Annotated in this window: 25 protein-coding genes; 15 read left to right on the forward strand and 10 right to left on the reverse strand. The window is 70.8% G+C overall.

Annotated elements, in window-relative coordinates; translation table 11 throughout:
* Positions 1–81 precede the first annotated feature (81 nt).
* From EDF23_RS14645 to EDF23_RS14665, 5 genes are all read left to right on the forward strand, one after another.
* Positions 82–1,377, forward strand: a complete 1,296-nt coding sequence (locus tag EDF23_RS14645) for a HupE/UreJ family protein (RefSeq protein WP_131922054.1) — start codon at positions 82–84, stop codon at positions 1,375–1,377.
* Between the two features lie 114 nt (positions 1,378–1,491).
* The gene (locus tag EDF23_RS14650) at positions 1,492–3,627 is read left to right on the forward strand and encodes an Ig-like domain repeat protein (RefSeq protein WP_131922055.1); all 2,136 of its coding nucleotides are present in this window, start codon (positions 1,492–1,494) and stop codon (positions 3,625–3,627) included.
* Between the two features lie 251 nt (positions 3,628–3,878).
* Positions 3,879–4,094 (forward strand): helix-turn-helix domain-containing protein, encoded by a 216-nt coding sequence (locus EDF23_RS14655; protein ID WP_123937260.1) that lies wholly within the window; start codon positions 3,879–3,881, stop codon positions 4,092–4,094.
* Complete coding sequence (locus EDF23_RS14660; protein WP_131922056.1) at positions 4,091–5,353, forward strand: HipA domain-containing protein; 1,263 nt, start codon at positions 4,091–4,093, stop codon at positions 5,351–5,353. Before EDF23_RS14655 ends, EDF23_RS14660 begins: the two co-directional genes overlap by 4 nt.
* A 97-nt stretch (positions 5,354–5,450) precedes the next feature.
* On the forward strand, positions 5,451–6,488 hold the full coding sequence (locus tag EDF23_RS14665; protein WP_131922057.1) for a carboxypeptidase-like regulatory domain-containing protein: 1,038 nt from the start codon (positions 5,451–5,453) through the stop codon (positions 6,486–6,488).
* A 16-nt stretch (positions 6,489–6,504) separates the two neighbouring features.
* Here EDF23_RS14665 and EDF23_RS14670 read toward each other — a convergent pair whose 3' ends face one another.
* Positions 6,505–6,987 (reverse strand): hypothetical protein, encoded by a 483-nt coding sequence (locus EDF23_RS14670; RefSeq protein WP_131922058.1) that lies wholly within the window; start codon positions 6,985–6,987, stop codon positions 6,505–6,507.
* Positions 6,988–7,135: 148 nt separating this feature from the next.
* Here EDF23_RS14670 and EDF23_RS14675 point away from each other — a divergent pair, with 148 nt between their 5' ends.
* From EDF23_RS14675 to EDF23_RS14690, 4 genes are all read left to right on the forward strand, one after another.
* Positions 7,136–7,867: a S1 family peptidase gene (locus tag EDF23_RS14675; RefSeq protein WP_131922059.1), complete on the forward strand. Its 732-nt coding sequence runs from the start codon at positions 7,136–7,138 to the stop codon at positions 7,865–7,867.
* 121 nt (positions 7,868–7,988) lie between these two features.
* Positions 7,989–8,876: an SDR family oxidoreductase gene (locus EDF23_RS14680; protein WP_123937265.1), complete on the forward strand. Its 888-nt coding sequence runs from the start codon at positions 7,989–7,991 to the stop codon at positions 8,874–8,876.
* A gap of 29 nt (positions 8,877–8,905) precedes the next feature.
* Positions 8,906–9,211: a Dabb family protein gene (locus tag EDF23_RS14685; RefSeq protein ID WP_165901138.1), complete on the forward strand. Its 306-nt coding sequence runs from the start codon at positions 8,906–8,908 to the stop codon at positions 9,209–9,211.
* A gap of 94 nt (positions 9,212–9,305) precedes the next feature.
* Positions 9,306–10,055 carry a hypothetical protein gene (locus EDF23_RS14690; RefSeq protein WP_131922061.1) on the forward strand — a complete coding sequence of 250 codons (750 nt, stop codon included), beginning with the start codon at positions 9,306–9,308 and terminating at the stop codon, positions 10,053–10,055.
* Positions 10,056–10,065: 10 nt separating this feature from the next.
* Here EDF23_RS14690 and EDF23_RS14695 read toward each other — a convergent pair whose 3' ends face one another.
* Positions 10,066–10,914: a helix-turn-helix transcriptional regulator gene (locus EDF23_RS14695; protein ID WP_123294637.1), complete on the reverse strand. Its 849-nt coding sequence runs from the start codon at positions 10,912–10,914 to the stop codon at positions 10,066–10,068.
* An 86-nt stretch (positions 10,915–11,000) separates the two neighbouring features.
* On the opposite strand from EDF23_RS14695, the gene EDF23_RS14700 reads away from it, so the two are divergent.
* On the forward strand, positions 11,001–11,783 hold the full coding sequence (locus EDF23_RS14700) for an SDR family oxidoreductase (RefSeq protein ID WP_131922062.1): 783 nt from the start codon (positions 11,001–11,003) through the stop codon (positions 11,781–11,783).
* Positions 11,784–11,874: 91 nt separating this feature from the next.
* On the opposite strand, the gene EDF23_RS14705 is transcribed toward EDF23_RS14700, so the two are convergent.
* Positions 11,875–13,368, reverse strand: a complete 1,494-nt coding sequence (locus EDF23_RS14705) for a putative Ig domain-containing protein (RefSeq protein WP_165901139.1) — start codon at positions 13,366–13,368, stop codon at positions 11,875–11,877.
* A 141-nt stretch (positions 13,369–13,509) separates the two neighbouring features.
* Positions 13,510–14,352: a helix-turn-helix transcriptional regulator gene (locus EDF23_RS14710; protein ID WP_131922064.1), complete on the reverse strand. Its 843-nt coding sequence runs from the start codon at positions 14,350–14,352 to the stop codon at positions 13,510–13,512.
* A 101-nt stretch (positions 14,353–14,453) separates the two neighbouring features.
* Here EDF23_RS14710 and EDF23_RS14715 point away from each other — a divergent pair, with 101 nt between their 5' ends.
* On the forward strand, positions 14,454–15,137 hold the full coding sequence (locus EDF23_RS14715) for an SDR family NAD(P)-dependent oxidoreductase (protein ID WP_123339147.1): 684 nt from the start codon (positions 14,454–14,456) through the stop codon (positions 15,135–15,137).
* A 123-nt stretch (positions 15,138–15,260) separates the two neighbouring features.
* Here the strand turns inward: EDF23_RS14715 and poxB are convergent, their stop codons facing one another.
* The gene (poxB, locus tag EDF23_RS14720) at positions 15,261–16,985 is read right to left on the reverse strand and encodes a ubiquinone-dependent pyruvate dehydrogenase (RefSeq protein ID WP_131922065.1); all 1,725 of its coding nucleotides are present in this window, start codon (positions 16,983–16,985) and stop codon (positions 15,261–15,263) included.
* An 89-nt stretch (positions 16,986–17,074) separates the two neighbouring features.
* Here poxB and EDF23_RS14725 point away from each other — a divergent pair, with 89 nt between their 5' ends.
* Positions 17,075–17,773, forward strand: a complete 699-nt coding sequence (locus tag EDF23_RS14725) for a phosphatase PAP2 family protein (RefSeq protein WP_131844859.1) — start codon at positions 17,075–17,077, stop codon at positions 17,771–17,773.
* 96 nt (positions 17,774–17,869) lie between these two features.
* Here EDF23_RS14725 and EDF23_RS14730 read toward each other — a convergent pair whose 3' ends face one another.
* Positions 17,870–19,111 carry a multidrug effflux MFS transporter gene (locus EDF23_RS14730; RefSeq protein ID WP_131922066.1) on the reverse strand — a complete coding sequence of 414 codons (1,242 nt, stop codon included), beginning with the start codon at positions 19,109–19,111 and terminating at the stop codon, positions 17,870–17,872.
* 46 nt (positions 19,112–19,157) lie between these two features.
* Between EDF23_RS14730 and EDF23_RS14735 the strand changes: the two genes are divergently transcribed.
* Positions 19,158–19,598 (forward strand): MarR family winged helix-turn-helix transcriptional regulator, encoded by a 441-nt coding sequence (locus tag EDF23_RS14735; RefSeq protein ID WP_243648936.1) that lies wholly within the window; start codon positions 19,158–19,160, stop codon positions 19,596–19,598.
* Here EDF23_RS14735 and soxR read toward each other — a convergent pair.
* The 3 genes from soxR to EDF23_RS14750 all read right to left on the reverse strand — a co-directional run bounded on the left by soxR (position 19,595) and on the right by EDF23_RS14750 (position 21,726).
* Positions 19,595–20,077 (reverse strand): redox-sensitive transcriptional activator SoxR, encoded by a 483-nt coding sequence (soxR, locus tag EDF23_RS14740; protein WP_131922067.1) that lies wholly within the window; start codon positions 20,075–20,077, stop codon positions 19,595–19,597. The genes EDF23_RS14735 and soxR overlap by 4 nt on opposite strands.
* 99 nt (positions 20,078–20,176) lie before the next feature.
* The gene (locus EDF23_RS14745; protein ID WP_131922068.1) at positions 20,177–21,220 is read right to left on the reverse strand and encodes a YdcF family protein; all 1,044 of its coding nucleotides are present in this window, start codon (positions 21,218–21,220) and stop codon (positions 20,177–20,179) included.
* A gap of 50 nt (positions 21,221–21,270) precedes the next feature.
* A complete protein-coding gene (locus EDF23_RS14750) occupies positions 21,271–21,726 on the reverse strand; it encodes a DUF1801 domain-containing protein (RefSeq protein ID WP_131922069.1) in 456 nt (151 codons plus the stop codon).
* A 111-nt stretch (positions 21,727–21,837) separates the two neighbouring features.
* Here EDF23_RS14750 and mgrA point away from each other — a divergent pair, with 111 nt between their 5' ends.
* Positions 21,838–22,881, forward strand: coding sequence for an L-glyceraldehyde 3-phosphate reductase (gene mgrA, locus EDF23_RS14755; protein ID WP_123294639.1), 1,044 nt, complete (start codon positions 21,838–21,840; stop codon positions 22,879–22,881).
* 8 nt (positions 22,882–22,889) lie between these two features.
* Here mgrA and EDF23_RS14760 read toward each other — a convergent pair whose 3' ends face one another.
* Positions 22,890–23,936: an aldo/keto reductase gene (locus tag EDF23_RS14760; RefSeq protein ID WP_131922070.1), complete on the reverse strand. Its 1,047-nt coding sequence runs from the start codon at positions 23,934–23,936 to the stop codon at positions 22,890–22,892.
* 206 nt (positions 23,937–24,142) lie between these two features.
* Here EDF23_RS14760 and EDF23_RS14765 point away from each other — a divergent pair, with 206 nt between their 5' ends.
* Positions 24,143–25,408 carry an MFS transporter gene (locus tag EDF23_RS14765; protein WP_131922071.1) on the forward strand — a complete coding sequence of 422 codons (1,266 nt, stop codon included), beginning with the start codon at positions 24,143–24,145 and terminating at the stop codon, positions 25,406–25,408.
* Positions 25,409–25,411 lie beyond the last annotated feature (3 nt).

The raw sequence follows: 25,411 nt of genomic DNA on the forward strand, positions 1-25,411 counted from the left end.
CCGGCGGCTGTCCGGCACCTGTCCCACTGCTGGTCACCACCTGTTCACCTGCCGGTCGTCCGAGGGCCGGATCGTCTGCGCGTGCCTTCCGGAACCCCCGTCGCGCTGCTGCGCGCCCGCCCTGCCCGCCCTGCCCGTCCGTCCCGCCCGTCCGCGCTGATCGCACGGGTCGTCGCCGCGCTCCTGCTGCTCGGGGTGGTCGTCGTCGGCGTGCTGGCCGGGGCGTCGCCGGCATCGGCGCACGGCTTCAGCTCGGTCGTCTACGCGAAGGTGACGTCGACGGAACCGACCGTCGTGCACGCGGAGCTCGGGCTCGAGTACGACCTGATGCTCGTGTCGGTCGCCACGAGCGAGCACGACGACGCGTTCCACACGCAGGGTCAGGCGGCCTGGGACGACGGCGACTTCCCGGGGATGGTGTCGGCGGCCGAGGCGCACACCGACGCGCTCGGGAAGTACGTGTTCGACCGGTTCTCGGTGACCGGCGCGGGTGGGCAGGCCTGCACGGGCGTGCTCGGGAAGACGGTGACGGTCGACCTGCAGGACGAGGTGCCGTACGCCCACGTGACGGCGGACTTCACCTGCCCGGAACCCTCGGAGACGCAGACCGGACACGTCGTGACGTCGACGTTGTTCCCGGACAGTGAGACCTTCGTGCGCGACACCAAGACGATCGTCACCTACGACGTCGACGCGAAGCAGGGATCGGCGACGCTCGACGCCTCGCAGCCGTCGTTCTCGACCGAGCAGTCGGCCGGGCAGCGCTTCTGGGAGTTCTTCCGCCTCGGTGCCGAGCACCTGCTGACCGGCATCGACCACATCCTGTTCCTCGTCGCGCTCATCGCCGGGTCACGGCGCCTGCGCGAGGTGGTCTACACCGCGTCGGCGTTCACCATCGCGCACTCGATCACGTTCATCCTCGCCGCGCTCGGGGTGGTCAGCCCGCCCGCGATCGTCGTCGAGCCGCTCATCGCCCTGTCCATCGCCGCCGTGGCCGGCTGGTACCTGTGGCGGCTCTGGCGGCGCCGGTCGCGGGCCGACGAACTCGTGGTCGGTGAACACGGGCACTTCTCGCTCGACCGGGCCGGCTGGACACGCCTGGCCGTCGTGTTCGCGTTCGGGCTCATCCACGGGCTCGGGTTCGCCGGGGCGCTGGGCATCCACGAGGCGTTCTCGTGGCAGCTGCTCGTGTCGCTCCTCGTCTTCAACGTCGGCATCGAGGCCGTGCAGCTCGCGATCATCGTCATCGTCTTCCCACCGCTGTCCCTCCTGCGTCGGAAGGCCCACCGGGTCTCGCTCTGGGGCACCGGAGTCGTGACCGCCGGGGTGTTCGTGATGGGGATGATCTGGTTCGTCGAGCGGCTCGCAGCGGGATGACGGTGGTCCGCTCCTGAACAGCGACGACTTGTCACTCAGCGTTTACCAAGACGTTTCGCAGTGCATGCAGAGTCTTCCGTGCTGCACCATCCCACGTCTGAGAAACGGACCACCATGAGTCTCCTGTCCGGCGCCACCACACGGCGCAGAACCACCACCCTCCGCGTGTGCGGAGCCGTCCTCGGGGCCGCGCTCATCGCCGGCGCCTCGATGGTCGGCACGAACGTCGCCTCCGCCGCGACGAACACCCCCACCACCAACATCTCCACCGGCGGCCCGCTCCACATCCTGCTGGGCGTCGGTGCCACCGAGAGCCAGCGCATCGCCTCGTGGTACTTCCCGACGAACGTCGCGCAGTCGCTCGAGATCCAGAAGACCGCGTCGATGACCGACGGGGTCTTCACCGACGCCAAGTCGACGATCGCCGCGTCGAAGGCCGCGAACACCGCAGTCGACACGAGCACGACGGACTCGAACACGAAGAGCATCGACGGCATCGCCGCCGAGTCGGGCTACATCAACGCCCACGCCACGATCTCTGACCTCGAGCCGAACACCTCGTACACGTACCACGTCGGTGCGGCGGACGGGTCGGCCTGGTCGGCGTCGTACACGTTCACCACGAAGAGCTTCTCCGGCGACTTCGACTTCCTGTTCTTCGGTGACCCGCAGATCGGTTCGTCGGGCTACGTCGACGACGACGGCGCCGGCTGGGCGGACACGCTGCGGTACGCCACGACGACCGAGCCGGACGCCGAGCTCCTGGTCTCCGGTGGCGACCAGATCGAGCACGCCAACAACGAGTACGAGTGGGGTGCGTTCGCCGACAGCAGCGACGTCCTCAAGCGCTACCCGTGGGCCTCGACCATCGGCAACCACGACGTCGGCGGCAAGGCGTACGAGCAGCACAACCAGGTGCCGAACTCGCTCAAGGTGCCGGACTTCTACCCGGGCGGCAACACCACCGCGAACTCGGGTGGTGACTACTGGTACATGTACAAGGGCGTCCTGTTCATCGACATCAACTCGAACGCGTACGCGGCCGGATCGGACGCTGCCCACGTGAACTACGTGCGCGACGTCATCAACCGCTACGGCGACGACGCGAAGTGGACCACGCTGGTCTACCACCACTCGATCTACTCGCCGGCCGACCACGCGAACGACAAGGACAACCAGCAGCGCCGGTTCGACTTCACGCGTGCGTTCTCCGACATGGGCGTCGACCTCGTCCTGCAGGGCCACGACCACTCCTACTCGCGCAGCTACGCGATCAAGAACGGCAAGAAGGCCAACGTCAACGAGCAGCCCGCTGCTCCCGAGGTCTTCTCCGGCCCCGGCGGCGTCATCTACATGACGGCGAACTCGGCCTCCGGCTCGAAGTACTACGACCTGACCGCTCCGGACGCCACCCAGAGCGGCTACGGCGCAGACCCGCTCGACCCGACCGGCAAGCGCCACTGGGCCAACTCGGTCGAGAACCAGGAGCACGTCCGCTCCTTCGTCAAGGTCTCGGTCACCGACGAGAAGCTCTCCGTGCAGGACATCCGCGCCGGCGACTGCACCACGCTCAACTCGGCGGTCCAGCACGGCAACGTCGACAGCTGCGGCGTGACGCTCCAGCCGACCGCCACCGCCGACCCGGCCGCGATCGGATCGACCGTCGACCAGTTCGACCTGCACGCCACGCTGCCCGCGACGACCACGACGCTTGCCGTCTCCGCCGCGTCGCAGACCGTCAACGCGGCGAAGCCGGCCACGGTCACCGCGACCATCGCCGGTGGCATCGGCAAGCAGCAGGGCACGCTGACGGTCTCGGACGGCAAGAAGGTCCTCGGCACCGTCCCCGTCAAGAACAGCACCGCGACCATGACGCTCCCGAGCGCCCTGGCCATCGGCACGCACTCCCTCACCGCCAAGTTCGTCAACGCGGACTCGACCTTCTCGGGCACCGACTCGGCGACCGCGAAGGCCACCACCGTCACCGTCACGAAGGCCCCGTCCCGCACGGCGCTCAAGTACAGCGGCGGCAAGGCGACCGTGCAGGTCAAGGCCACGGGCTTCACCGTGAACGGCACCGCGCGGATCTACCAGGGCACGAAGCGCCTGGCGACCGTCACCGTCAAGAACGGCAAGGTCACCTCGGCGCTCTCGCTGAAGAAGGGCACGCACAAGCTGCACGCCGTCTTCGCCGGCACCGACACCCTGACGACGAGCACCAGCCCGGTGCAGTCGATCGTCATCAAGTAACACCAGTGCACCGAGCGAGGGCCCCGCGACTCCGGTCGCGGGGCCCTCGTGCGTCGTTCAGGACTGCGCGATCGTGAAGCGAGGACGACGATCGCCACGGGCGTGCCGACCACGGCGACCACCACGACCACAAGGCTCCGTGGGATCGATCGGTTCCGAACACGTTGTGTAAGCGATGGGTTACTGGTGGTACTTGTAAGCGATCGGTGACAGGGTTACGCTGTAACCGGACGATTACAGCGGAGGCGCACATGCGAGTCGACACTGCCCTTGCACTGGGCGATCTCGTGCACGAACGCCGCACGCGTCTCGGTTGGTCCCAGGCTGAACTCGCCGAGCGGATGGGTGTCAGCCGCCGATGGGTCAACGAGTTCGAGGGCGGAAAGGGCACCGCGCAGCTCCGTCTGGCCTTCGACGCGCTGACCGTCCTCGGCCTGGTCCTCGAGGCGAACGAGCGTGACCGATGAGCGAGCTGCGCGCGTTCCTCGACGGTGTGCCGGTCGGCACCTTCGAGATGAGCACCGGTGGGAACACCACCTTCACCTACGACGAGGCGTACCGGAACCTGCCCGACGCGACCCCGGTGTCGTTGTCGATGCGAACCGGCCGCGCCAGATGGAAGGCAAAGGCGGCCGGACCGTTCCTCGCGGGACTGCTTCCCGACAGCCCGGAGCGGCTGCGCGAACTCGCTTCGGAGCACCACGTCACCGAGAACCCGTTCCGGCTGCTTGAGCGCCTCGGCCGTGATGCCGCTGGTGCCGTGCAGCTGCTCCCTCCGGCGACGGACTCCTCGGACGCGGCGGTCCGGCGTGGTGCCGTGCACCGCCTGACGGGCGACGACTTCGACGGCTTGGTCGACGCGCTCGCGCGCAACTCGGGATCGTGGGGCGGCACGATGAACGCCGGACGGTGGTCGCTCGCGGGCGCGCAGAGCAAAGCCGCCCTGTTCCGCTTCGACGACGGGACCTGGGGTGTGCCGCAGGACTCGACCCCGACGACCCACATCATCAAGCCGGTCATCGCAACGATGCCTGACCACGACGTGAACGAGTACGTGTCGATGGAGGCCGCTCGGCTCCTCGGACTGCACGTCGCGGACCATGAGTTGCTTCGGACGTCGACCGGCGCCCGGGTGTTCGTCAGCAAGCGGTACGACCGGGTCCGTGACGAGGACGGGTCGTGGCGCCGACTCCACCAGGAGGACCTCTGCCAGGCGCTGTCGGTCTACCCATCCAGAAAGTACCAGGAAGAGGGTGGGCCATCGGCGAAGCAGATCGCGGTACTCCTCCGCGGAGCCATCGCGCAGCCCGACGAACGCCGTGACGCGCAACGGCGGTTCTTCGAGGCGCTGGTGCTGAACGTCGCGATGCTCGGCACGGATGCGCACGCGAAGAACTACTCGCTCCTCCTCGAAGGCTCCTCCGTCCGACTGGCGCCGCTGTACGACCTCGGCTCACACGCTGCGTACCCGTCAGCTGACGGTTCGACGCTGCGCGGCGCGATGTCCGTCGGCGACGAGTACCGCTTCGACGGGATCGGTGAGGAGCAGTTCCGTGACATCGGCAGGTCCCTGGACATCGCTCCGGACGAGGCAACCGATCGCTACCGAAACATCACCTCCGGCGTCGCCGCAGCGTTCGCACAGGCGGCGGCAACGGTGGAGGAGCCATTCGGTCGAGAGCTCGCCGACGCTGTGGCACGGAACGCGACGCGTCGCGGTTGGTGAGCTGAGCGGAGAGCGACCGCGCGCTCCGCGCGGGTCGCGGCTACGCTCCACTCCACCGGGGCCAGGGGTGGCCCCACCAGGGGATCAGGGGCACACCATGACGGCACGACGACGCGCAACGGTCGGGATCACGATCGCACTCACACTGATCGGCGTGCTCATCGCGCCCGTCACCGCGGCGGTGGCCGCTCCGGACGACGGTGCGCTCACCGTCATGCTGACCGACCTGGAGAAGCGGCCGCTCGCGATGGAGGGCGTGGTCGTCGACCTCCGCACCCCGGACGGCGGGACCGCTGACTCGGCGACGAGCGACCGCCGCGGCCGGATGACGTTCGACGCGGTCCCGGCAGGCACCTGGACGCTGCACGGTGAACGCGAGGGCTCGTACGGCTTCGACGACGTGGTCCCGGCGGAGCGGACCGGCGTCGTGGTCAGCGCCGGTGGGCACGAGACCGTCGTGCTCGTGGTGCGGCGGGGTGCCTCGATCGGCGGCACCGCCCACAACCCGTACGGCGCGGACCTGTCCGGCGCAGCGGTCGTCGTCCGTGGCTGGAACACCGGCACCGTGCGGCGGACCGTCACCTCGCCCGACGGTCACTACTGGGTGCATGGCCTGCCGAGCGACGACTACAGCGTGCAGGTCAACGCGCACGACGAGACGCTCGACTCGTGGCCGGCGTTGCGCAACGAGTCGTGGGGCTTCCACCGTGATCCCGACTCCACCGCTGAGCGCTCGTACGTCCGGGTCGCGCACCAGGCCGGGGGCCGCACCGAGACGGTCGTGGACGGCATCGATGCGAGCTCGACCCGGGGCGTCACCCTGACCGGGATCCTCAACCCGCAGCTCGACACCGACTTCACCGGCGCCACCGTGCACGTGTACGGGGAGTCGATCGGCAGTACCTTCGACACGCACCTGAGCTACTGGTCTCCCGGTCGGGGCGGGACCTTCGGCGCGGTGCTGAGCCCCGGACGCTACAAGGTCGAGGTCGTCGGCTGGTCGCCGAGCCAACGGCGGTACGTGTCGTACTGGTACGGCGGCGAGGGCAACCGTCCGGTGGCGGACCGTGCGGCGTCGCACACGATCGTCATCCGCGACGAGAGCCGCTCGATCTCGTTCTGGAGCACCCGCTGACGGGGCCGCTGATCCGTCAGCCGGCGCGTCCGTCGGTGGGTGCCGGCTCGGTGATGCGTTCACCTGTCGTCGGGTCCCAGCCGACCGTGCGGGGTTCGGCGGGTCGAACGCGGCGCTCGGTCTTCGGGAAGAACCCTCGCGTGGTCGGCAGGTAGCTCAGGACCGTCGCGGCGACGAGGGCGATCGGGTAGAGGAAGCCCACGGCCCCTGCGCCGAGCACGAGCCCGACCACGGTGTTCACCACGGCGAAGCCAGCCACGATGGCGAGCCAGAGCCGCGCGGACCCCGATCCGCGGGCCATCCGGATCGCCAGCCAGACGAACAGGGCCGCGAAGGCGAGGCCGATGAACGCGCCGACCAGTGCGACGGCGAGCCCACCGTCGGTGTTCACCACCGCGACGACCAGGAACCCGAGGCGGACGAGCACCACAGCGCACCAGATGCCGGACGCGATGGTGACGACGGTCGGGCGCGTCCTCCGAGCGGTGTTCGTGCTCATGTCGCTCCTTCGGTTTCCCGGTCGACACGATCCTAGGGCGGCCCCGTCCGCCGAAGTGCGGACTGGCGCGGCCCCCGAACGAGGGTCAGGATGCTGACCAGTTGCACAGCGCAACGGGTCAGGTGCTTCCCCCGACAGAGGAGTCGTCATGAAGAAGTCCATCGCAGCCGCGTTCGCCGCCGCGGCCGTCATCACCGCGGGTGTGTTCGCCGCGTCACCCGCCTCGGCCCTGCCGGCCAGCACCAAGGTCGTCGGCGGCGAGAAGGCCCCCACCACCTCGTGGGCGGTCCAGCTCGAAGCGTCGGGCGGCTCCATCCCGTCGGGCTACGTCAGCAACTGCACCGGCGAGCAGATCAACGCCTCGTGGATCCTCACCGCCCGCCACTGCATCGACGGCATCGGCGCGATGAACGTCTACCACTCGAACTCCACGACCAACCGGGGCACCGCCGTCGCCGTCGACCAGGTCTCCGCCGCACCGGCCGGCGACATCGCGCTCGTGCACCTGAAGAGCGCCTACTCGCTGTCCACCTACGCCCCGCTCGACCTCACCGCGACCGCCAAGTCGAGCGGCACCGGCACCATCCAGGGCTACGGCCTGCGCGCGAACGCGACCCAGTCCGACGGGCTCTACCAGGCCACCGTCTCGCTCACCGGTGCGAGTACCGACGCCTACAGCGGGCGTGCGCAGCACCTCACCGGCGTGACCGGCGCCTCGAACCACGGCGACTCCGGCGGCCCGCTGCTCGTGAACGGCAAGGTCGTCGCCGTCTGCTCCACCGGTGACAGCGCCGACCCCGGCGCCGACACCAAGGCCGGCTCGAACTACGCCCTGCTGTCGCAGGCCTCGTCCTGGATCCGGACCACGGCCGGCGTCTGAACCACGTGGCGGACGGGAGGCCCGTGGCGACGCCGCCACGGGCCTCCCGTCCGTCATCAGCCGTGTCCCAGGACCGCAGCGGCTGAACGCGCGTCCACGCGCGACGACGACAGTGGAACGCATGAGCCAGTACGACAAGCGCGACCCGAACACCCTCTACCCGGCCCCGCCGTACCCGAAGCAGGAGCAGTCGCTGCCGGGTGCCGCGTGGAAGATGGACCCGAAGCCCGACCACGGCGAAGAGAGCTACGTCGGCCGGGAACGCCTCACCGGCTACCGGGGCATCATCACCGGCGCCGACTCCGGCATCGGTCGCGCCGCCGCCATCGCCCTCTCGCGTGAGGGTGCCGACCTGGTGCTGTCCTACCTGCCGGACGAGCAGCAGGACGCCGAACAGGTCCGCGACCTGCTCGAGTCCGAGGGGCGTCGCGCCGTCCTGTTCCCGGGGGACATCTCCGACGAGCAGTACTGCAAGGACCTGGTGCAGAAGGGCGTCGACGAGTTCGGCGGCCTCGACACCCTGGTCATGGTCGCCGGCCGCATGGACAGCAACGAGGACATCCTGACCCTCGACACATCGATGTTCGACTCGACGTTCAAGACCAACATCTACTCACTGTTCTGGCTGACCAAGGCAGCGGTGCCGCACCTCGAGCCGGGCTCCACCATCGTGACGACCGGTTCGATCCAGGCATCGACGCCCTCGGCCGACAAGATCGACTACGCCGTGTCGAAGGGTGCGATCAAGCTCTTCACCGAGGCCGTCGCCCAGCAGCTCGCGCCGAAGGGCATCCGTGTGAACTCCGTCGCCCCCGGACCGGTCTGGACGCCGCTGCAGCCGGGCTCCGACGACGCCGAAACCGTGTCGCACTTCGGCGAGACCTCGCCGTTCGGCCGCCCCGGACAGCCGGCCGAGCTCGGTGCCGCGTACGTGCACCTGGTGAGCCCGGAGTCGAGCTACCAGTCCGGGTCGACGATCACGATCGCCGGCGGAACGCCCGCGTTCTGATCGGCGTCGTGACAGACGAAGGAGACCACGTGTCAGGAGTGACGCACACCGTGCTGGTCGAGTGGGACGGAGCGGACCGGTCGTCCGAGGCCGACGCCCTGTCGCGCGAGCACCTGCCGCGGATCGACGGTGTCGAGTCCGTGCAGTCGGGGACGAGCGTGAGCACCGAGGGGCTGGAGGGCGGGTTCCACTGGATGCTCGTGGTCCGGTTCCGCGATCGGGCAGCGCTCGCTGGGTACCTGCCGCACCCGGAGCACCGTCCGGTGGCCGAGTTCATCGGCGGGGCGAGTGCCCGGGTCGTGGTGTTCGACGTCGAGGACGCAGCCGCCAAGTAACGCTCTGGTTGCGATGGACGCCGGGGGGCCCGTTGCCCGTCGGGCGTCGACGTACGGTGGATTGCTCGACATCCGCCGTCGGAGGGAACAGACGATGCCCGGCAACCAGAACCCGCGCGTGCAGGACGGTACGAAGCCACTGCTGGACGACGGTGGCGGTCTTGTGAAGGGTGCCGTCCGGACCACCGGGATCATCATTGCGCTCATGGCATCGACTGTGCTGGCAGCATGCTCCGGAGCGCCGGTTTCGACGCCGACCCGGACCGTTATCGCGACCGCGACCGCGAGTGCCGTCGCGCCGCCGGAGCCGACGGCAGACACGAGCACGCCGACCCCCACCGCGACGGAGGCGGCGTTCAGCCTGTCGGACCCCGCCACCTGGACGATCTCGGCGGAGGAGGTCGGCCCGATCGCCCTCGGTGGCGAACTCCAGGGGGAGATCGACGACCTGTCTGCGGCCTACACCCGCAGCTCGGATGCGTGCCCGGCCAGCCCGGAGACTTCGTTCTGGGAGAGCGCCGATGCGCCTTGGCTCGCTGTCGTCCCGCGCGGCGGCAACGTGGCCGGTGTCGCCGTCGGCGGTCTGAGCCCGGAACCGGTGACGACGAACTCGCCCGAGACCGCAGCCGGGATCGGTGTCGGCACTGCGCTGGCCGAGGTGCAGTCCGCGTACCCGGACCTGCAGTACACGGGCACCTACGGCGAGGAACAAGGACCGTTCTCGCTGTGGAGTGTCCAGATCGGCGGAAGTTACATCACGTTCCAGCTCGGGGAGGACGGCGCGACGGTCGGCATGATCTGGGTGGGTGCGGTCGCCATGCCGCCGTACGAGTACTGCGCCTGACGGGCCGTCGTTACCGACTGGGGGAATCGACACCCAGCAGGCCGAGGAGCGCGAGCGCGTCGGCATCGGGTGACCCGGGCGGGGCCGTGTAGAGGACGAGGTGCTGGTCCCGATCCGTCAACGCGAGGCTGTCGCAGTCGACCGTCACCGCCCCCACCGCCGGGTGGTCGAACGTCTTGGTGAGCACCGGTGTCGTCTGCACGTCGTGGCGATCCCACAGGCGCGCGAACACCGGGTTGCCGTCACGGAGTTCCTCGACGAGACCGACGACGTCAGGGTCGTCCGGGTACCGCGTTCGGCTCGTCCTAAGTTGCATGACGACGTGCCGCTGAAACTCGGCGCCGTCCGAGATTCCGTAGGGCCGAGCTGCCTGGTGGACGGCTTCGGTCGGGAAGGCGCGGCGGGCGAGGTTCCGGTCGGCCGGTGCGAGCAACGCGAAGTCCTCCATGAGCGCCGCCGCGAGGGGGTTCCAGGCGAGGACCTCGAAGCTGGCGGACAAGACGATCGCAGCGGTCTGCGGCAATCGTTCGACGAGCGCGAGGATGCTCGGGCGCACGTCACGCTGGACTCGGCCGACCTGCAACGGTGCCGTGCCGGACAAGGCGTGCAGGTGCTCCGACTCCGCCGATGTCAGCAGGAGCGATCCTGCGATTCCGGCGAGTACTTCTGCTGACGGGCGGGGCGCACGCCCCTGCTCGAGCCGGACGTAGTACTCCGTGGAGATGTGGGCGAGGACCGCTACTTCCTCACGGCGGAGGCCAGGCGTCCGGCGGCGCGACCCGGTCGGCAGTCCGACGTCCTCGGGGCGCAACCGCTCACGTCGTGAGCGGAGGAAGGCGGCGAGTTCCGGCTTGTCCATGACCCGAGTCTCCACCGGTTCCGGCCGGAGATCCTGGTACCGCTCGTACCTGTATCCGCACGCTCCCTCGGCGTGACGCTGAGCGCATGACGAACGACATCACATCCAACCCGATCGGCCTCTTGTCCGACAAGGTCATCCTCATCACCGGCGCGAGCCGTGGCATCGGCGCCGCGGCTGCTCGGCTCTTCGCGGATGAAGGCGCCCGTGTGGTCCTCGCTGCCCGCAGCGCCCACGCACTCGAGGGGATCGTCGCCGAAGTCCGTGCGGCCGGGGGCACGGCAGACGCTGTCGCACTCGACCTCGCGGACCCGGACAGCATCCGCGCGGCCGTCGAGCAGGTCGACGAGCTGCACGGCCGACTCGACGGGGCGTTCAACAACGGCGCCGCGATCCAGCAGCCCGGACCGCTCGACACCACCAGCGACGAGGACATCGATACCCAGTTCGCCGTGAACTTCCGCGGTCACTGGGTGGCGATGACCGCCGAGGCCGCGCTGATGCGTCGCGCCGGCGGCGGCGCGATCGTCAACACGTCGAGCATCGGCAGCCGCCGCGCGAACCCGGCGCTGCCGGCGTACGGCGCGATGAAGCGCGCACTGAACAGCATCACCGAGACGGCCGCGGTGACCTGGGCGCCCGAGCACATCCGGGTGAACGGGATCACGCCGGGTGGCACCGCGACCGAGATGATCGAAGCGTGGGAGGCGGCGACGCCTGGCGTCACCGCCCAGATCACCGCTTCGGTCCCACTCGGGCGGATGGCTGAGCCAGCGGAGGTCGCCGAGGTCGCCGCGTGGTTGCTCAGCGACCGCGCGGCGATGGTGACGGGGGCGATCGTTCCGGTCGACGGGGGTGCCGGGGCCTGACGCCCACCGCTACGCTGGAAGCACGACGGGCCGGCTACCGGAACGTCGCCAGCCAAAGGCCCCGCTTGCGGGGCCTTTGTTCGTGCACCCGTCAGTGCTGCTTCCGGCGGCGGACGGCCTGCAGTGCGACGACCGCGGCACCGATGACGGCGAGACCGCCGGCCCAGGGGAGCAGGTGCATCGCGTCCGACCCCGTGTAGGCGAGCTCGCCCGTGGTCACGGTCGGAGTGGCGACCGTGCCCGTGGGGGAGACGGCCAGAGCCGCGGTGGGCTGGACGTCGACCGTGAAGGCGGTCGCGAACCCGCTCGAGGCGACCTCGAGGGAGTGCGTCGACGCCTCGGGGAACGTGACGTCGGTCGCGACCCACGGATCGCGGCTCGGCGTGATGACGTCGGAAGCGTGATCCGAGGTCACCGTGAACGGCACCGGGTAGCCGTCGGCGTCGTCGACCTCGTTGCCGAAGCGGTCGACCAGGTGGCCGCTGACGAGCAGGGTCCCGCCCTGGTCGATGGTGGGCTGGCCGCCCTCGAACCCGACCCCGAACCCGATGTACCCACCGTCGGGCTGACGGGTGGTCTCGTTCTCGAACGTCCAGACGGTGCCGTCGCGTTCGATGACCCAGCTGGTGGAGTGCGCGGTGAGGAAGGTGTCCTTGTCCTCGGCGGTGACCTCCACGCCGAGCGGTGCGGCGGCGTCGATCGTGATGTTGACGTACTGCGAGGCGGTCGTGGTGCCGCTCGTCGCCACGATGCGGAACGCGTAGGTGCCGGAGTAGCGGGGTTTCCCGGAGAGCGCGCCGGTGGCGTGGTCCAGGGACAGGCCGTACGGCAGGTACCCGGACTCGTCACCGTCGTCCTCGCTCGCGTACGGATCGTCGAGCGAGTAGTAGGCGGCCGAGTACGTCGGTGCGGGGAAGCCCTCGGCGGCGAACGTGTGGGTGAAACGCTCACCTGCGACCGCGGAGAACGTGATCGGGTCGTCTTCGGTCGAGGCCTCCGGGAAGGCCGCCGCGTGCGTGACGACGGCCGTCGTGGTCGTCGCGGACTCGTCGGTGTCGCTGGTGATCGTGACGCTGATGGTCTTGCCGGCGTCCGCGGCAGCGACGACGTACGAGTCGGTGGTGGTCGGCAGGATCGCGTCGCCGCTGGCCCACGTGTAGGTCAGCTCGCCGGTGAAGTCGTGCCCGGTCGCCGTCAGGGTGCTGCCGACGGTCGCGTCCCCGGCGATCGTCACGGTCGGCGTCGCGGCCGGTTCTGCTGTGACGGGCGCGGTGGGATCGGGGGTCGCAGTCGCGGCCGGCGTGCTGACCGGCAGGGACGGTTCCGCGGTGGGATCAGCTGTCGCCTCGGCCGTCGGCGTGGACGTCGCCGCGGGAACCGGCGGAGCCGACTCGTCAGCGCCGTCGGCCGTGCTGTCAGTGCCCTGCGCCGGGGACGCGGTCGCGGTGCTCGTCGGCGCGACGGGCTGCTCGTCGGCGAAGGCGGTCGTGGCCGTCAACGCGCCGAAGCCGGTGCTCAGGCCGATGACGGCGATGGTCGCGCCGATCGCGCAGGCGCGTCGAAGTGTTGCAGTGCTGTGCTGCACGGGTGGTCCCCTCGGGTGTGCAGTCCGGCAGGAGACCGGACGTCTGAGATCGCCGGAAGCCGGCGCTCTCGGATCGTAGCCAACCTTGGAACGGGCTGAGGGCCACGTCGCGAGCATCCCCCACGAATTGGGGGCGAGTGCTCACTCCACCAACGACTGCGTCCCCAGCACGATCGCCAGCGCCAACCGCTCGGCGTCCACCGACCCGGGCACCGCCGTGTACGCCAGGATCCGCAGGTCTTCCGGCCCGACGACCAGGGTGTCGCAATCGAGTGTGATGAGCCCGACGTCGGGGTGGTCGATCACCTTGCGGCGGGCCGTCTCGCCCAGGGCCGTCGCACCCGAGTCCCACAGTTCGACGAACCGCGGGCTCGCCGCCCGCAGGTCCCGCACGAGCTGCTGCAACTGCCGATCGAGCGGGTAGCGGGCCGCGGTCATCCGGAGTCCGGCGACCAGGTTCTCCTCGAACGCCGCCTGTTCCGCGGGCGTGTGCACGGCGCGGCTACCGGAGCCGACCAGGTGTCGCCAGGCCGTGTTGCGTTCGTTCCCGCGCATCCCGCCGATCGGCCCCATCAGGGCTTCGTGCGGAGCGTTGGTCACGAGCAGGTTCCCGGCGGCGTCGAGCACCGCGACCGGGGTGTCCGCCAGCCGGTCGAGCAGCTGCTGCACGCTCGGCGGGATCCGCGACGGCACGACGTCCGCGCCCGGGGCCGCGTGCCCGGCGAGCCGGTACAGCAGCTCGCGCTCGGCGTCGGACACCCGGAGCGCCCGCGTCAGTGCCTCGACCACCTGGGCGGACGGCGACGTCGCGCGACCCTGCTCCAGGCGGGTCAGGTAGTCGGCGGAGATCCCCGCGAGGCCCGCGAGTTCCTCGCGCCGCAGCCCCGCCGCCCGACGTCGCGGCCCGACGGTCATGCCGGCGGCCGCGGGGGTGACGTGGTCGCGGAGCCGTCGCAGGGTGTGCCCGAAGTCCGTGTCCGCCATGCCACCAGTCTGCGCGCACGTCGCGGCCCCGTCCTGGCCCCACCAGTCCTACGACAACCGGGCGACTCCCTGCCGACCGCGTCGAGCGTGACGCTGGACCCATGACAACGACACTCATCACCGGCGCCACCCGTGGCCTCGGCAAGGAAACCGCCCGCCAACTCGTCGCAGCCGGCCACACCGTCTGGATCGGCGCCCGCGACGCCGACCAGGGAGCGGCCGTCGCCGCCGAGATCGGCGCCCGCTCCGTGCAGCTCGACGTCCGCGACGACGACTCGGTCGCCGCAGCCTTCGCGCACATCGACGCGAACGGCGGCCTGGACGTCCTGGTCAACAACGCCGGCATCGCGATGTGGGGTCTCAACGGACCGGACGCGCTCGCCGTGTTCGACACGAACGCCGTCGGCATCGTCCGCACGACCGAGGCCGCGTTGCCGATCCTGCGCCGATCGGCCAGCCCCCTCGTCGTCAACGTCGGCAGCGCGCTCGGCTCGTTCACGGCGGTCCACGACCCGGACAGTGCGGCGTCGACCGTGCAGGCCGCGGTCTACGGCGCGAGCAAGTCGGCCGTCTCGATGCTCACGGTGCAGTACGCCCGCATCGCACCCGAGGTGCGCTTCGTGGTGCTCGAGCCCGGCTACACGGCGACCGAGCTCGGTGGGGTGCCGAACCCGCACGGTCGCCCCGTCGAGGTGAGCGCGGCGACCGTCGCGGCCGCCGCGAGCGTGGGCCCGGAGGGCCCGACCGGCGTGTTCCTGGAGGACGGCCAGCCGCTCGGGTGGTGACGACAGAGCGGACGGGCGCGCCCCGCTCAGCGGCGACGCGAAGCGTTGTGCGGGGCGCGCCGACCCAGCCTGCGAGGGAGGGGCTGCGCAGCCACGTGCCTCCCGTCCGCCGTGCGGTCGCGTCTACAGCAGCTGGCGCGCGTTGGTCGACGCGAGGTCCAGCAGCTCGTCACCGCGACCGGACAGCACCGTGCGGATGGCGTAGAGCGTGAAGCCCTTCGCCTGCTCGAGCGTGACCGCCGGGGGCATCGACAGCTCCTGCCGGTTCGCGCGGACGGACACGAGCGCGGGGCCGTCGTGCGCGAGTGCGGCGGCCATCGCGTCCTCGAAGTCGTCGGAAACGTCGACCTTGAAGCCCTTGATGCCGATCGCCTCGGCGACCGCGGCGAAGTCCGGGTTCTGCAGCTCGGTGCCGTAGTTCACGAACCCGGCGGCCTTCATCTCGAGCTCGACGAAGTTCAGCGACGAGTTGTCGAACACGACGATCTTCACGGGCAGCTTGTTCTGCACGATCGTGATGAGCTCGCCGAGCAGCATCGTCAGCCCGCCGTCACCTGCGAGGGCGATCACCTGGCGGTCCGGGAACGCCGTCTGCGCACCGATCGCCTGCGGGACGGCGTTCGCCATCGTGCCGTGCACGAACGAGCCGATCAGACGACGCTTGCCGTTCATCGTGAGGTAGCGCGACGCCCACACCACGGGGGAGCCGACGTCCGGGATGAACACGGCGTCCTGCGCGGCGATCCGGTCGAGCACCCGGGCGACGTACTGCGGGTGCAGCGGCTTCTTCTTGCCGGCGGGGACGGCCAGGTCGTCGAGCTTCTCGCGGGTCTTCCGGTAGCGCTTCAGCGATTCCTCGAGGTGCTTCGTCGGGTGCGAACCGGTCAGCAGCGGGATGAGCGCGAGGGCGGTGTCCTTGACGGTGCCGACCAGGCCGATGTCGACGGGGTGTCGTCGGCCGAGCTGCGACCCGCGGATGTCGACCTGCACGTGCTTCGCCTTGGCGGGGAAGAACTGCTGGTACGGGAAGTCGGTGCCGAGCATGAGCACGACGTCGGCGTCCTCCATCGCGCGGTACCCGGACGCGAAGCCGAGCAGGCCCGTCATGCCGACGTCGTAGGGGTTGTCCCACTCGATGTGCTCCTTGCCGCGCAGGGCGTGCACGATCGGGGCCTGCAGGCGCTCGGCCAGCGCGATGACCTCGTTGTGCGCCCCGGCGACACCGGCACCGGCCAGGATCGTGACCTTGTCGGCGCCGTTCAGCAGCTCGGCGGTGCGGAGCAGCTCGGCCTCGCTCGGCACGATGCGCGGCGTCGTGCGCTCGATGCGGGTGGTGCGGTCGTCCTTCGCCTCGGCGAGCAGGACGTCGCCGGGGATCACGAGCACCGCGACCCCGCGCTTCTCGACGGCCTCGCGCATCGCGATCTCGAGCAGGCGGGGCATCTGCGTCGGGTCGGCGACGTACTCGACGTAGACCGAGCACTCGCGGAACAGCTCCTGCGGGTGGGTCTCCTGGAAGTAGCCGGAGCCGATCTCGGCGGTGGGGATGTGCGCGGCGATCGCGAGGACCGGGACGCGCGACCGGTTGGCGTCGAACAGGCCGTTGATCAGGTGCAGGTTGCCCGGGCCGCAGCTGCCAGCGCAGACCGCGAGCTCGCCGGTCAGTTCGGCCTCGGCGCTCGCGGCGAACGCAGCGGCCTCCTCGTGGCGGACGTGCTCCCACCGGATCGTGCCGTCCTTTCGCAGGGCGTCGGTGAAGCCGTTGAGGGAGTCCCCCGGCAGGCCGTAGACGCGGGCGACGTCGTTCTTGCGGAGGGTGGCGACGATGTTCTCGGCAACGGTTGGCATGCCTCCTGTCTACTCGCGGGCGGCTGCGCTGAGTGCTTTCAGAGGCTCGCCGGACCCGTGGTCGGAGTCCGGGCTGGGACGATGGTCGGATGACCGACGCGCCGCTGCTCCGCCCCCGCCGACCGGAGTCCGACGGCACCGGGATCCTCGAGCCGTCGCCCTACCCGCTCGTCTCCGTCGCGATCGCGGTCATCGCCGTGGTCGTCATCACGCTCGTCGGGTTCGCCCTCGGCACGGTCGACCTCGGACTGTCGAAGGCCCTGAACGCCCTGCACACCGGCGCGATCGGGGCGTTCACCACGGCGGTCTACCACGTCATCAGTCCTGGGCCGGCGATCGGGATCACCGTCGTCGTCGTGGCCGTGATCTGGTGGCGCACCCGGAGTCTCCGTCCGGCCCTGGCCTTCGGCGGCACGATCGCCATCACGTGGGTGCCGTCCGCGGTCGTGAAGGAGATCGTCCACCGCGCGAGGCCCGACGTCGCCGTGCTGCCGCACCCGTTCCCGGTGCAGCCCGACCCCGGGTACCCGAGCGGGCACACCGTCTACATCACGGCGTTCGTGATCGCGCTGATCTGGCTGCTGCGCGAGACCCGGTGGCACCGACTCGCACTGACGCTCGGGGTCGTCGCGATCGTGGTCGTGTTCTTCTCGGTGTCGATCGACGCGGTGCACTACCCGACCGACGCGGTGGCCTCGATCCTGTGGGCGCTCGCCGTGGCCCCGGGGGTGCGGGTGGTGTGGGTCGACTGGCTCATGCCGCGGATCCCGTTCCTGCGGGGGCGGTAGTCGACGGGGCTGCCGACCCGGAACGACGTCCTGGTTGTCGTGCGACGTCGATGATGTCGTTCCGAGTCGGCCCCGACCGAGTCGGCGCCGACCGGGTCAGGCCAGGCGGGTGCGACCCCGGGCGACGAGCAGCGCCACGACGGCCACCACGGCGGACGCGAGCATCACGATCGCCAGCGGTGCCGCCGTCACCGAGCCGCCGATGCTGACGAGCGGGGACACCAGCGCCGCGAGCCCGAACTGCAGCGCACCGAGCACGGCCGACGCGCTGCCGGCAGCGGCGGGGACCGCACCGAGCGCCAGCGCCGTGGCGTTGCCGAGCACCAGTCCGAGCGACCCGACCGCGGTGAACAGCGGGACCGCGAGCCAGAACACGGGGGCCGCGAAGACGACGAGCAGCGCGAACGCGACCGTCGACGCGAACACCAGGGTGATGCCGAGCGACAGCACGCCGGTCACGGAGCGGGTCTCGGTGAGCTTGGCGGACACGATGCTCACCCCCATCAGGGCGAGCGCGTTCAGGCCGAACGCCAGGCCGTAGCCGACGGTGCCGAGCCCGATCATGTCCTGGTACAGGAACGGCGACGCCGAGATGTACGCCATCATCACGGCGAACGCGAAGCCGAACACGGCGATGTAGCCGAGGAACGTGCGGGAGCGGAGGGCGCGGAGCGGCGACCCGGACCCCTGTCGCTCCAGACGCAGCTCGTCGCGGTGCGCCTTCAGATGGGTCTCGCGGATGACGGCGAGGACCGCGACGAGCATGACCACGGACAGGCCGAGCACGATCGACAGCAGTCCGCGCCAGCCGATCGGGCCGGTGAGCAGGCCGCCGAGCAGCGGTGCGACGACCGGAGCGACCCCGCCGACGATCATCATGAGCGAGAACGCGCGGGCGGCGGGCTTGCCGGTCGCCAGGTCGGAGATGACCGCACGGCTGATGACCATGCCGGCCGCGCCGCCCAGGCCCTGCAGCAGTCGGGCCACGATGAGCACGCCGATGTTCGGTGCGAACACGGCCGCGACGCTCGCGAGGACACACAGTGCCGCCCCCGCGATGAGCGGCGGCACGCGGCCGAACCGGTCGGACAGCGGACCGAAGACGAGCTGCCCGGCGGTCACACCGACCAGGAACGCGGTCAGCGTGAGCTGCACGGTCGTGGCGCTCGCACCGAGCTCGGTGGTCATCTGCGGGAAGGCCGGCAGGTACAGGTCGGTGGCGAAGGGGGCGACGGCGCTGAGCAGGCCGAGCACCAGCAGCAGCGGGGTCGTGATGCCCTGCTGCCTGGTCGTGGGTGTCGCGACGTGCGCGCGGATGGTTCCGGTGTCCGTGGTCATTGTTATGAAAGCATAACTCATTGCCGAGCGCCGGTACAGTACGGCCATGCCCTCCGTCGTGTCCGACCACGTCCTCGCCGAGTTCGCCGACGTGGTGCTCCGGATCTCACGGGAGATCGACCCGCACGGCGCCGGGGCACTCGACATCGTGCCGCTCACCGGGACAGAGGCCCTCGTGATGCGCTGGGTCGACCGGAACCCTGGCACCTCGCCGAGCGCGACCGCGGAGGCGACCGCCCTCAAGCGCAGCAACCTCAGCGTCGCCCTGCGCTCCCTGGTGGCGAAGGGGATGGTCGAACGTCGGCCGGACCCGGACGACGCACGCGTCGTGCAGCTGCACTCCACCGACGTCGCCAGGGAGAGCATCGGACGCCTGCACGCGCACTGGGCCGGCAAGCTCCGCACGGCGCTCGGTGGCGACGGCGACGGGCTGCCCGAGGCGCTCGCGCTGCTCGGACGACTCGACGAGGGCCTGCGGAGGGTCTAGTCCTGCGCCGCGTCGTCCTCGATCGGCAGCAGTCGCCGGGCGCCGTGCCCCTCGTCGCCGAGCGTGTCGCCGGGGTTCACGACCGAGCACGCCCCGAGCGAGACGCACCCGCAGCCGATGCACTGCGTCATCTCCTGCTGCAGGCGTTCGAGCTCCAGCTGGCGGGCCCGGAGTCGCGCCCGCCACCGCTCGTTCAGCCGGTTCCAGTCGCGCAGGGACGGCATCCGGTCGGCCGGCAGCGTCTCGAACTGCTCGGCGACCTCGCTCAGCGGGATCCCGAGGCGCTTCGCCACCTGGATGATCGCGATCCGGCGCTCGACGTGCCGCGGGTACATCCGGGTGCCACCGTCGGTCCGCTCGGGCCGGATCAGGCCCTTGCGCTCGTAGAAGTGCAGGGCCGATGCGGCGACGCCGGTGCGTCGGACGATCTCGCCGATCGGGAGCAGGTCGGTCGGGCGGGGCGGCTGGATCTCGACCATGGTCGAGATCCTACGGGGGATCTCGACGCGACGAACGGCTGGTCGGGAGGCCCGTTGCGGGCCCGCCACGGGCCTCCCGGTCGACCGTCTGCCAGCGGTCTACTGCTGGAACGACTCCCAGAGCAGGAACGCGGTGAACAGGACGAACGGCGTGCACGCCACCACGTTGAGCCAGCGGTGCTCGACGACCACCGCGACGAACTCGCGCAGGAACGCGCTCGGCACGTAGTAGGGCGCCGTCCGCGAGCCGACGACCTGCGCCGGCAGGTCGAGCCGACGGGCCAGCGTGGCGGCGCGGAGCACGTGGTAGTCGTTCGTGACGACGACGATCTGGCCGTCCCGTCCGGCCGCCGTCTGCACGGTGCGCGAGAACCGCAGGTTCTCGCGGGTGTTGCGGGACTCGGTCTCGGGCCGGACGTCATCCGGGTCGGCGCCGTTCGCCAGCAGGTATTCCGCCATCGCGGTGCCCTCGGGGCGTGGCTCGTCGTCGCCCTGCCCGCCGGAGGGGATGAGCAGCGGCCGACGACCGGCGGCCCGCTCGGCCCGGTACACCACGAGCGCTCGGTCGAGGCGACTGCGGAGCAGGGGCGGGACCTCGCCGCGGACCAGCCCGGAGCCGAGGACGACGATCGTGTCCGGCACGATCCCGTGCCGCATCCGGCCGTAGACGACCGAGTAGATCGCGAACGCCACCAGCGAGACCGCGAAGTACCCGCAGACGAACACCATGAGCACGGCGAGCGCGATGCGGGTGCCGTCCCAGAGCGTGAAGCCCTCGCCGCTGGCGGACACGAACAGGGCGATGGCGACCGCGGGCAGCACGAACACGAGCACCCCGGCGGCGAGTGACAGCGTGTTGCCCAGGCTCCGGCCCTCGGAGCGGAGCATCCGGAAGCCGTTGGCGATGAGGGCCACACCGAGCACCGCGATCGCGAGCGGCACGAGCAGGAACACGGTGCCGACGACCAGGCTGAACCCGGGGGCCACGAGCGTCAGCGCGGTCACGGCCGTCGCGAGCGCGAAGAACGCGGCCGCCGTCAGGAACACCCCGTTCCGGAGCATCCGCGGGTCACGCCGCCTGCTCGCGACGTACAGCAGCAGGAAGACCAGCGCGAAGCAGGCCGGCACCCCCACGGAGGTCATCGGTCGGCCGAACGGAGCGCGGTCATGCGCTCACGGTACCGGCCGCGGGGTCAGGCGACCGCGCGGCGGATCAGGTCGGCGACGGTCGCCTCGTCCGCCTCGGAGAACTCCGGCGTGATCGCCCACGACGTCGGCCAGAACGTCCCGTCGTCGAGTGCGGCAGATTCCTGGAACCCGAGCGTCGCGTACCGGGCCTTGAACTTCGCGGCGTCCTGGAAGAAGAACGCCGCCTTGCCGTCCTGGTAGTACGCGGGCATGCCGTACCAGAGCTTCGGCGCGAGGTCGGGCGCGACCTCGAGCGCGATGCGGTGGATGCGTTCCGCGAGTCCGCGATCCGGCTGGGGCATCTCCGCGATCTTCGCCTCGACGGCGGCGGCGTCCGCTGCCGCCTTCTCCGCCTTGGTGCCCTTCGTGCCGCGGGTGCGTTTGACCTCGGCGGCGTGCTCCTGCATCGCCGCGCGTTCCTCGTCGGTGAAGGTGCCCTCGGTCTTCGTCGTCCGTGCCATGGTGGTGCCCTTCCGTGTCGGTGCGTCGATCATGCACCCGATCGCGCTCGTCGCGCTCGTCCGATGGTGCTGGTTGCGCCCGTCCGATGGCGCTGGTGGCAGGCTCGGACCATGACCTACATCGCCAGCGACGACCGCTACGACTCGATGACGTACCGCCGCACCGGCCGCTCCGGGCTCGACCTGCCGCTGCTCTCCCTGGGGTACTGGCACAACTTCGGTGACGACGTGCCGTTCGAGACGCAGCGCGCGATCAGCCGTCGGGCCTTCGACCTCGGCATCACGCACCACGACCTCGCGAACAACTACGGCCCGCCGTACGGAGCCGCCGAGGTGAACTTCGGGCGCCTGATGCGTGAGGACTTCCGGCCGTACCGCGACGAGATGGTCGTGTCGACGAAGGCCGGGTGGGACATGTGGCCGGGGCCGTACGGCCAGGGCGGCGGTTCGCGGAAGTACGTGCTCGCCTCGCTCGACCAGTCCCTGCAGCGGACCGGCCTGGACTACGTCGACGTCTTCTACTCGCACCGCCTCGACGCCTCGACCCCGCTCGAGGAGACGATGGGTGCGCTGCACACGGCGGTCCAGCAGGGCAAGGCGCTGTACGTCGGCATCTCGTCGTACGACGCGGAACGCAGCCGCCAGGCCGCCGCGATCCTGCGCGACCTCGGTACCCCGCTCCTCATCCACCAGCCGTCGTACTCGATGCTCAACCGCTGGATCGAGACCGAGGGGCTGCTCGACGCCGCCGGCGAGCTGGGCTTCGGCGTGATCGGGTTCACCGCGCTCGCCCAGGGCCTGCTCACCGGCAAGTACCTGGACGGGGTGCCGTCTGATTCCCGAGCCGCCGCCGGCAAGTCGCTCGACGCGTCGAGCATCACCCCGGAGGTCGTCGGGCACCTCCGGGCACTGAACGACGTCGCCGCGGCTCGTGGACAGTCCCTGGCGCAGCTCGCCCTGGCCTGGGCGCTCCGTGACGAGCGGGTGACCTCGCTCGTGATCGGGGCGTCGAAGGTGTCGCAGCTCGAGGACAACGTCGCGGCGCTGGCGAACACGTCGTTCACCGACGAGGAGCTCCGCACCATCGACGAGCACTCCGTCGGCATCACCGACGTCGACCTGTGGGCGGGAGCGCGTGCCGGCGAGGTCTCCTGACCGCGGACCTACGAGCGGTTCGGTCGGGCGCCCACCGGGGTGCGACCGCGGAGTCGCTCGCGGCTGAGCGCCGGCAGCGCGAATCCGGTGTCCCGTTCGAGCACGTGGGTGCCCGGCGCGACGATCGCGTCGATCGCGTCGAGCAGCCCGTCGTCGAGGACGATCTCGGACGCCTGCACGTAGGCGTCGACGTGCGAGACGGTGCGCGGCCCGATCACCACCGAGGACACGTCCGGGTGGGTCAGGGCGAAGGCGACCGCGAGCTCCGACACCGTGAAGCCGGAGTCGTCGGCCAGGCGTCCGAGCCGGTCGGCGACCTCGAGCTTCCGACGGTTCCGCGGGGCGCCGATGTCGTACGCGTCCGGGTGCTCGTCGACGTGCGGTGAGCGTGGTTGGACGGTGCCGTTGCGGTAGGTGCCCGCGAGCCAGCCGCCCGCGAGGGGTGCTCCGGCCAGGACCCCGAGACCGAAGCGGCGGGCGACCGGGAACACCGTGCGCTCCGCCGTGCGGGTGAGGATCGAGTAGGGCACGTGCGTCGCGGTGGCGCTCTTCGACCCGGACCGCAGCCACTGCGCCTCGACGAGCTCCTCGGCCGGGAACCCGGGGAGGCCGAACGCGCGGATCTTGCCCTGTGCCACCAGGTCGGCGAGGGCGTCGAGCGTCTCGTCGAGCGACGTCGCCGGGTCCGGCAGCGCCGGCTGGTACAGGTCGATGACGTCGGTGCCGAGTCGCTGCAGGCTCCGCTCCACGGCACGGAACATCCACCGCCGCCCGTTGCCCCGGTGCGCCGGGTCCTGGTCGACCGGGGCGCCGAACCGCACCGACAGGAACACGTCCTCGCGCCGTCCGGCGATCGCCGCGCCCACAGCGGTCTCGGCCAGGCCAGCGCCGTCGGCGTCCGAGACGTCGACCGACGTCACACCGCGGGTGAGCGCCTCGAGCACGAGGGTCACACCGGCCGACGGGTCGTGGGCCGCGACGCCGGCGACGGCACGCGTCCCCAGCGTCAGCGAGCTGACGGGCGCCCCCGTGCGCCCCATGCGTCGCTGTTCCATGCGCGCCACGATATGGGCCGAGCGGGCCGCAGGACGGTCCGGTGACGAAGCATTACCCCTGGCCCCGACCGGAACGGTTGGTACGATGGGCGCAGTTCTGAAACACGCAGTGTGTATCTACCGGCCGCCGGCTCCCCGGCGGACAACGGCGGCACCCGATGGGTCCGCCCCCACCGAACCGGGCCGGGCCGAGAAGGCACACCCCCATGCTCCACACCAGTCCCACCCCGTCCGCGCCCGCCCCGGAGCGCACGGACACCGCGACCGCCGGAGACGCCTCGCTCGTCTCCCTCGCCGGACGCTGGTACTTCCCGGTGGCGTTCATCGCCCGCCTGCCGTTCGCCATGATGGTCGTCGGGGTCCTCACCCTCGTCGTGGCCGCGCGTGACTCCGTCGCCCTCGGCGGCGTCAACTCCGCCTCGGTCGGCATCGGTGCGGCGGTGTTCGGACCGATGGTCGGCGCCGCCGCGGACCGGTTCGGCCAGCGTGCCGTGCTCGTCCCCGTCGGCCTCGTCAACGCGGCACTGCTCGGCGCGTTCCCCTTCGTCGTCAGCGGCAGCGCGCCGGACCTCGCCGTGCTCGCGATGGCGTTCTGCATCGGGGCGTCCGCGCCCCAGGTCGCGCCGATGTCCCGGACTCGGCTCGTCGCCATCATCGCGCAGCGCATGAGACCGGCCCGCCGCGAGAAGACCCTCAGCGGCACGATGGCGTACGAGTCCGCCGCCGACGAGACCGTCTTCATCATCGGCCCGTTCCTGGTCGGCATCCTCGCCAGCGCGATCGCCCCGTGGGTCGCCGTGGCGGGCGCCTCGGCCCTGACCTTCGTGTTCGTGACCGCCTTCGCGCTGCACCCCACCGGCAAGCTCGTGCTCGGGCAGCACGAGGAACTGACCCAGGCCCCGGCGCGCCAGCTCCTGCGTCCGCGGCTCGTCGTCGTGGTCGTCGGGATCCTCGGCATCGGCCTGTTCTTCGGCTCGACGCTGACGTCGCTGACGGCGTTCATGGAGACCCACGGCGAGGCGTCCCAGGCTGGCCTGCTCTACGGCCTGATGGGCATCGGTTCGGCCGGACTCGCCCTCGGGTCCGCAGCGTTCCCGCGGTCGTTCGGCCTCGGCTGGCGCTGGCTCGTGTTCGGTGTCTTCCTGCTCGGCGGCGCGATCGCGTTCTCGCAGGCCGACTCCGTCGTGGCGGTCGGCATCGTCCTGGCGATCATGGGCGTCGGCATCGGCCCGACCCTCGTCGCCCAGTACAGCCTCGGGTCGGACCGTTCACCGGTCGGCCGGTCCGCGACCACGATGACGATCCTCGGATCCGCCGTGATCGTCGGGCAGTCGATCGCCTCCGCCATCACCGGCGACCTGGCCGAGCAGCACGGCACGTCCGTCGCGATGGTGCTCCCCGCGGCCTCGGCAGCGGTCGTCGTGCTCGCGGCCGTCGTCAACCTGCTGCTGCGGCGCCGTACCGCCGCCTGACGA

The sequence above is a fragment of the Curtobacterium sp. PhB128 genome, from assembly GCF_004340725.1.
Taxonomy (GTDB): Bacteria; Actinomycetota; Actinomycetes; order Actinomycetales; family Microbacteriaceae; genus Curtobacterium.

Excerpts from the sequence above, each read along its gene's own strand:
- EDF23_RS14670 (WP_131922058.1), bottom strand. The coding sequence starts at position 6,987 with ATGAGCACGAACACCGCTCGGAGGACGCGCCCGACCGTCGTCACCATC.
- EDF23_RS14745 (WP_131922068.1), bottom strand. The coding sequence starts at position 21,220 with ATGACCTCCGTGGGGGTGCCGGCCTGCTTCGCGCTGGTCTTCCTGCTG.
- EDF23_RS14665 (WP_131922057.1), top strand. The coding sequence starts at position 5,451 with ATGACGGCACGACGACGCGCAACGGTCGGGATCACGATCGCACTCACA.
- EDF23_RS14760 (WP_131922070.1), bottom strand. The coding sequence starts at position 23,936 with ATGGAACAGCGACGCATGGGGCGCACGGGGGCGCCCGTCAGCTCGCTG.
- EDF23_RS14700 (WP_131922062.1), top strand. The coding sequence starts at position 11,001 with ATGACGAACGACATCACATCCAACCCGATCGGCCTCTTGTCCGACAAG.
- EDF23_RS14650 (WP_131922055.1), top strand. The coding sequence starts at position 1,492 with ATGAGTCTCCTGTCCGGCGCCACCACACGGCGCAGAACCACCACCCTC.
- EDF23_RS14660 (WP_131922056.1), top strand. The coding sequence starts at position 4,091 with ATGAGCGAGCTGCGCGCGTTCCTCGACGGTGTGCCGGTCGGCACCTTC.
- EDF23_RS14715 (WP_123339147.1), top strand. The coding sequence starts at position 14,454 with ATGACAACGACACTCATCACCGGCGCCACCCGTGGCCTCGGCAAGGAA.
- EDF23_RS14750 (WP_131922069.1), bottom strand. The coding sequence starts at position 21,726 with ATGGCACGGACGACGAAGACCGAGGGCACCTTCACCGACGAGGAACGC.
- EDF23_RS14735 (WP_243648936.1), top strand. The coding sequence starts at position 19,158 with ATGCCCTCCGTCGTGTCCGACCACGTCCTCGCCGAGTTCGCCGACGTG.
- EDF23_RS14680 (WP_123937265.1), top strand. The coding sequence starts at position 7,989 with ATGAGCCAGTACGACAAGCGCGACCCGAACACCCTCTACCCGGCCCCG.
- EDF23_RS14695 (WP_123294637.1), bottom strand. The coding sequence starts at position 10,914 with ATGGACAAGCCGGAACTCGCCGCCTTCCTCCGCTCACGACGTGAGCGG.
- poxB (WP_131922065.1), bottom strand. The coding sequence starts at position 16,985 with ATGCCAACCGTTGCCGAGAACATCGTCGCCACCCTCCGCAAGAACGAC.
- EDF23_RS14765 (WP_131922071.1), top strand. The coding sequence starts at position 24,143 with ATGCTCCACACCAGTCCCACCCCGTCCGCGCCCGCCCCGGAGCGCACG.
- EDF23_RS14725 (WP_131844859.1), top strand. The coding sequence starts at position 17,075 with ATGACCGACGCGCCGCTGCTCCGCCCCCGCCGACCGGAGTCCGACGGC.
- EDF23_RS14675 (WP_131922059.1), top strand. The coding sequence starts at position 7,136 with ATGAAGAAGTCCATCGCAGCCGCGTTCGCCGCCGCGGCCGTCATCACC.
- EDF23_RS14710 (WP_131922064.1), bottom strand. The coding sequence starts at position 14,352 with ATGGCGGACACGGACTTCGGGCACACCCTGCGACGGCTCCGCGACCAC.
- EDF23_RS14655 (WP_123937260.1), top strand. The coding sequence starts at position 3,879 with ATGCGAGTCGACACTGCCCTTGCACTGGGCGATCTCGTGCACGAACGC.
- mgrA (WP_123294639.1), top strand. The coding sequence starts at position 21,838 with ATGACCTACATCGCCAGCGACGACCGCTACGACTCGATGACGTACCGC.
- EDF23_RS14690 (WP_131922061.1), top strand. The coding sequence starts at position 9,306 with ATGCCCGGCAACCAGAACCCGCGCGTGCAGGACGGTACGAAGCCACTG.
- EDF23_RS14730 (WP_131922066.1), bottom strand. The coding sequence starts at position 19,111 with ATGACCACGGACACCGGAACCATCCGCGCGCACGTCGCGACACCCACG.
- soxR (WP_131922067.1), bottom strand. The coding sequence starts at position 20,077 with ATGGTCGAGATCCAGCCGCCCCGCCCGACCGACCTGCTCCCGATCGGC.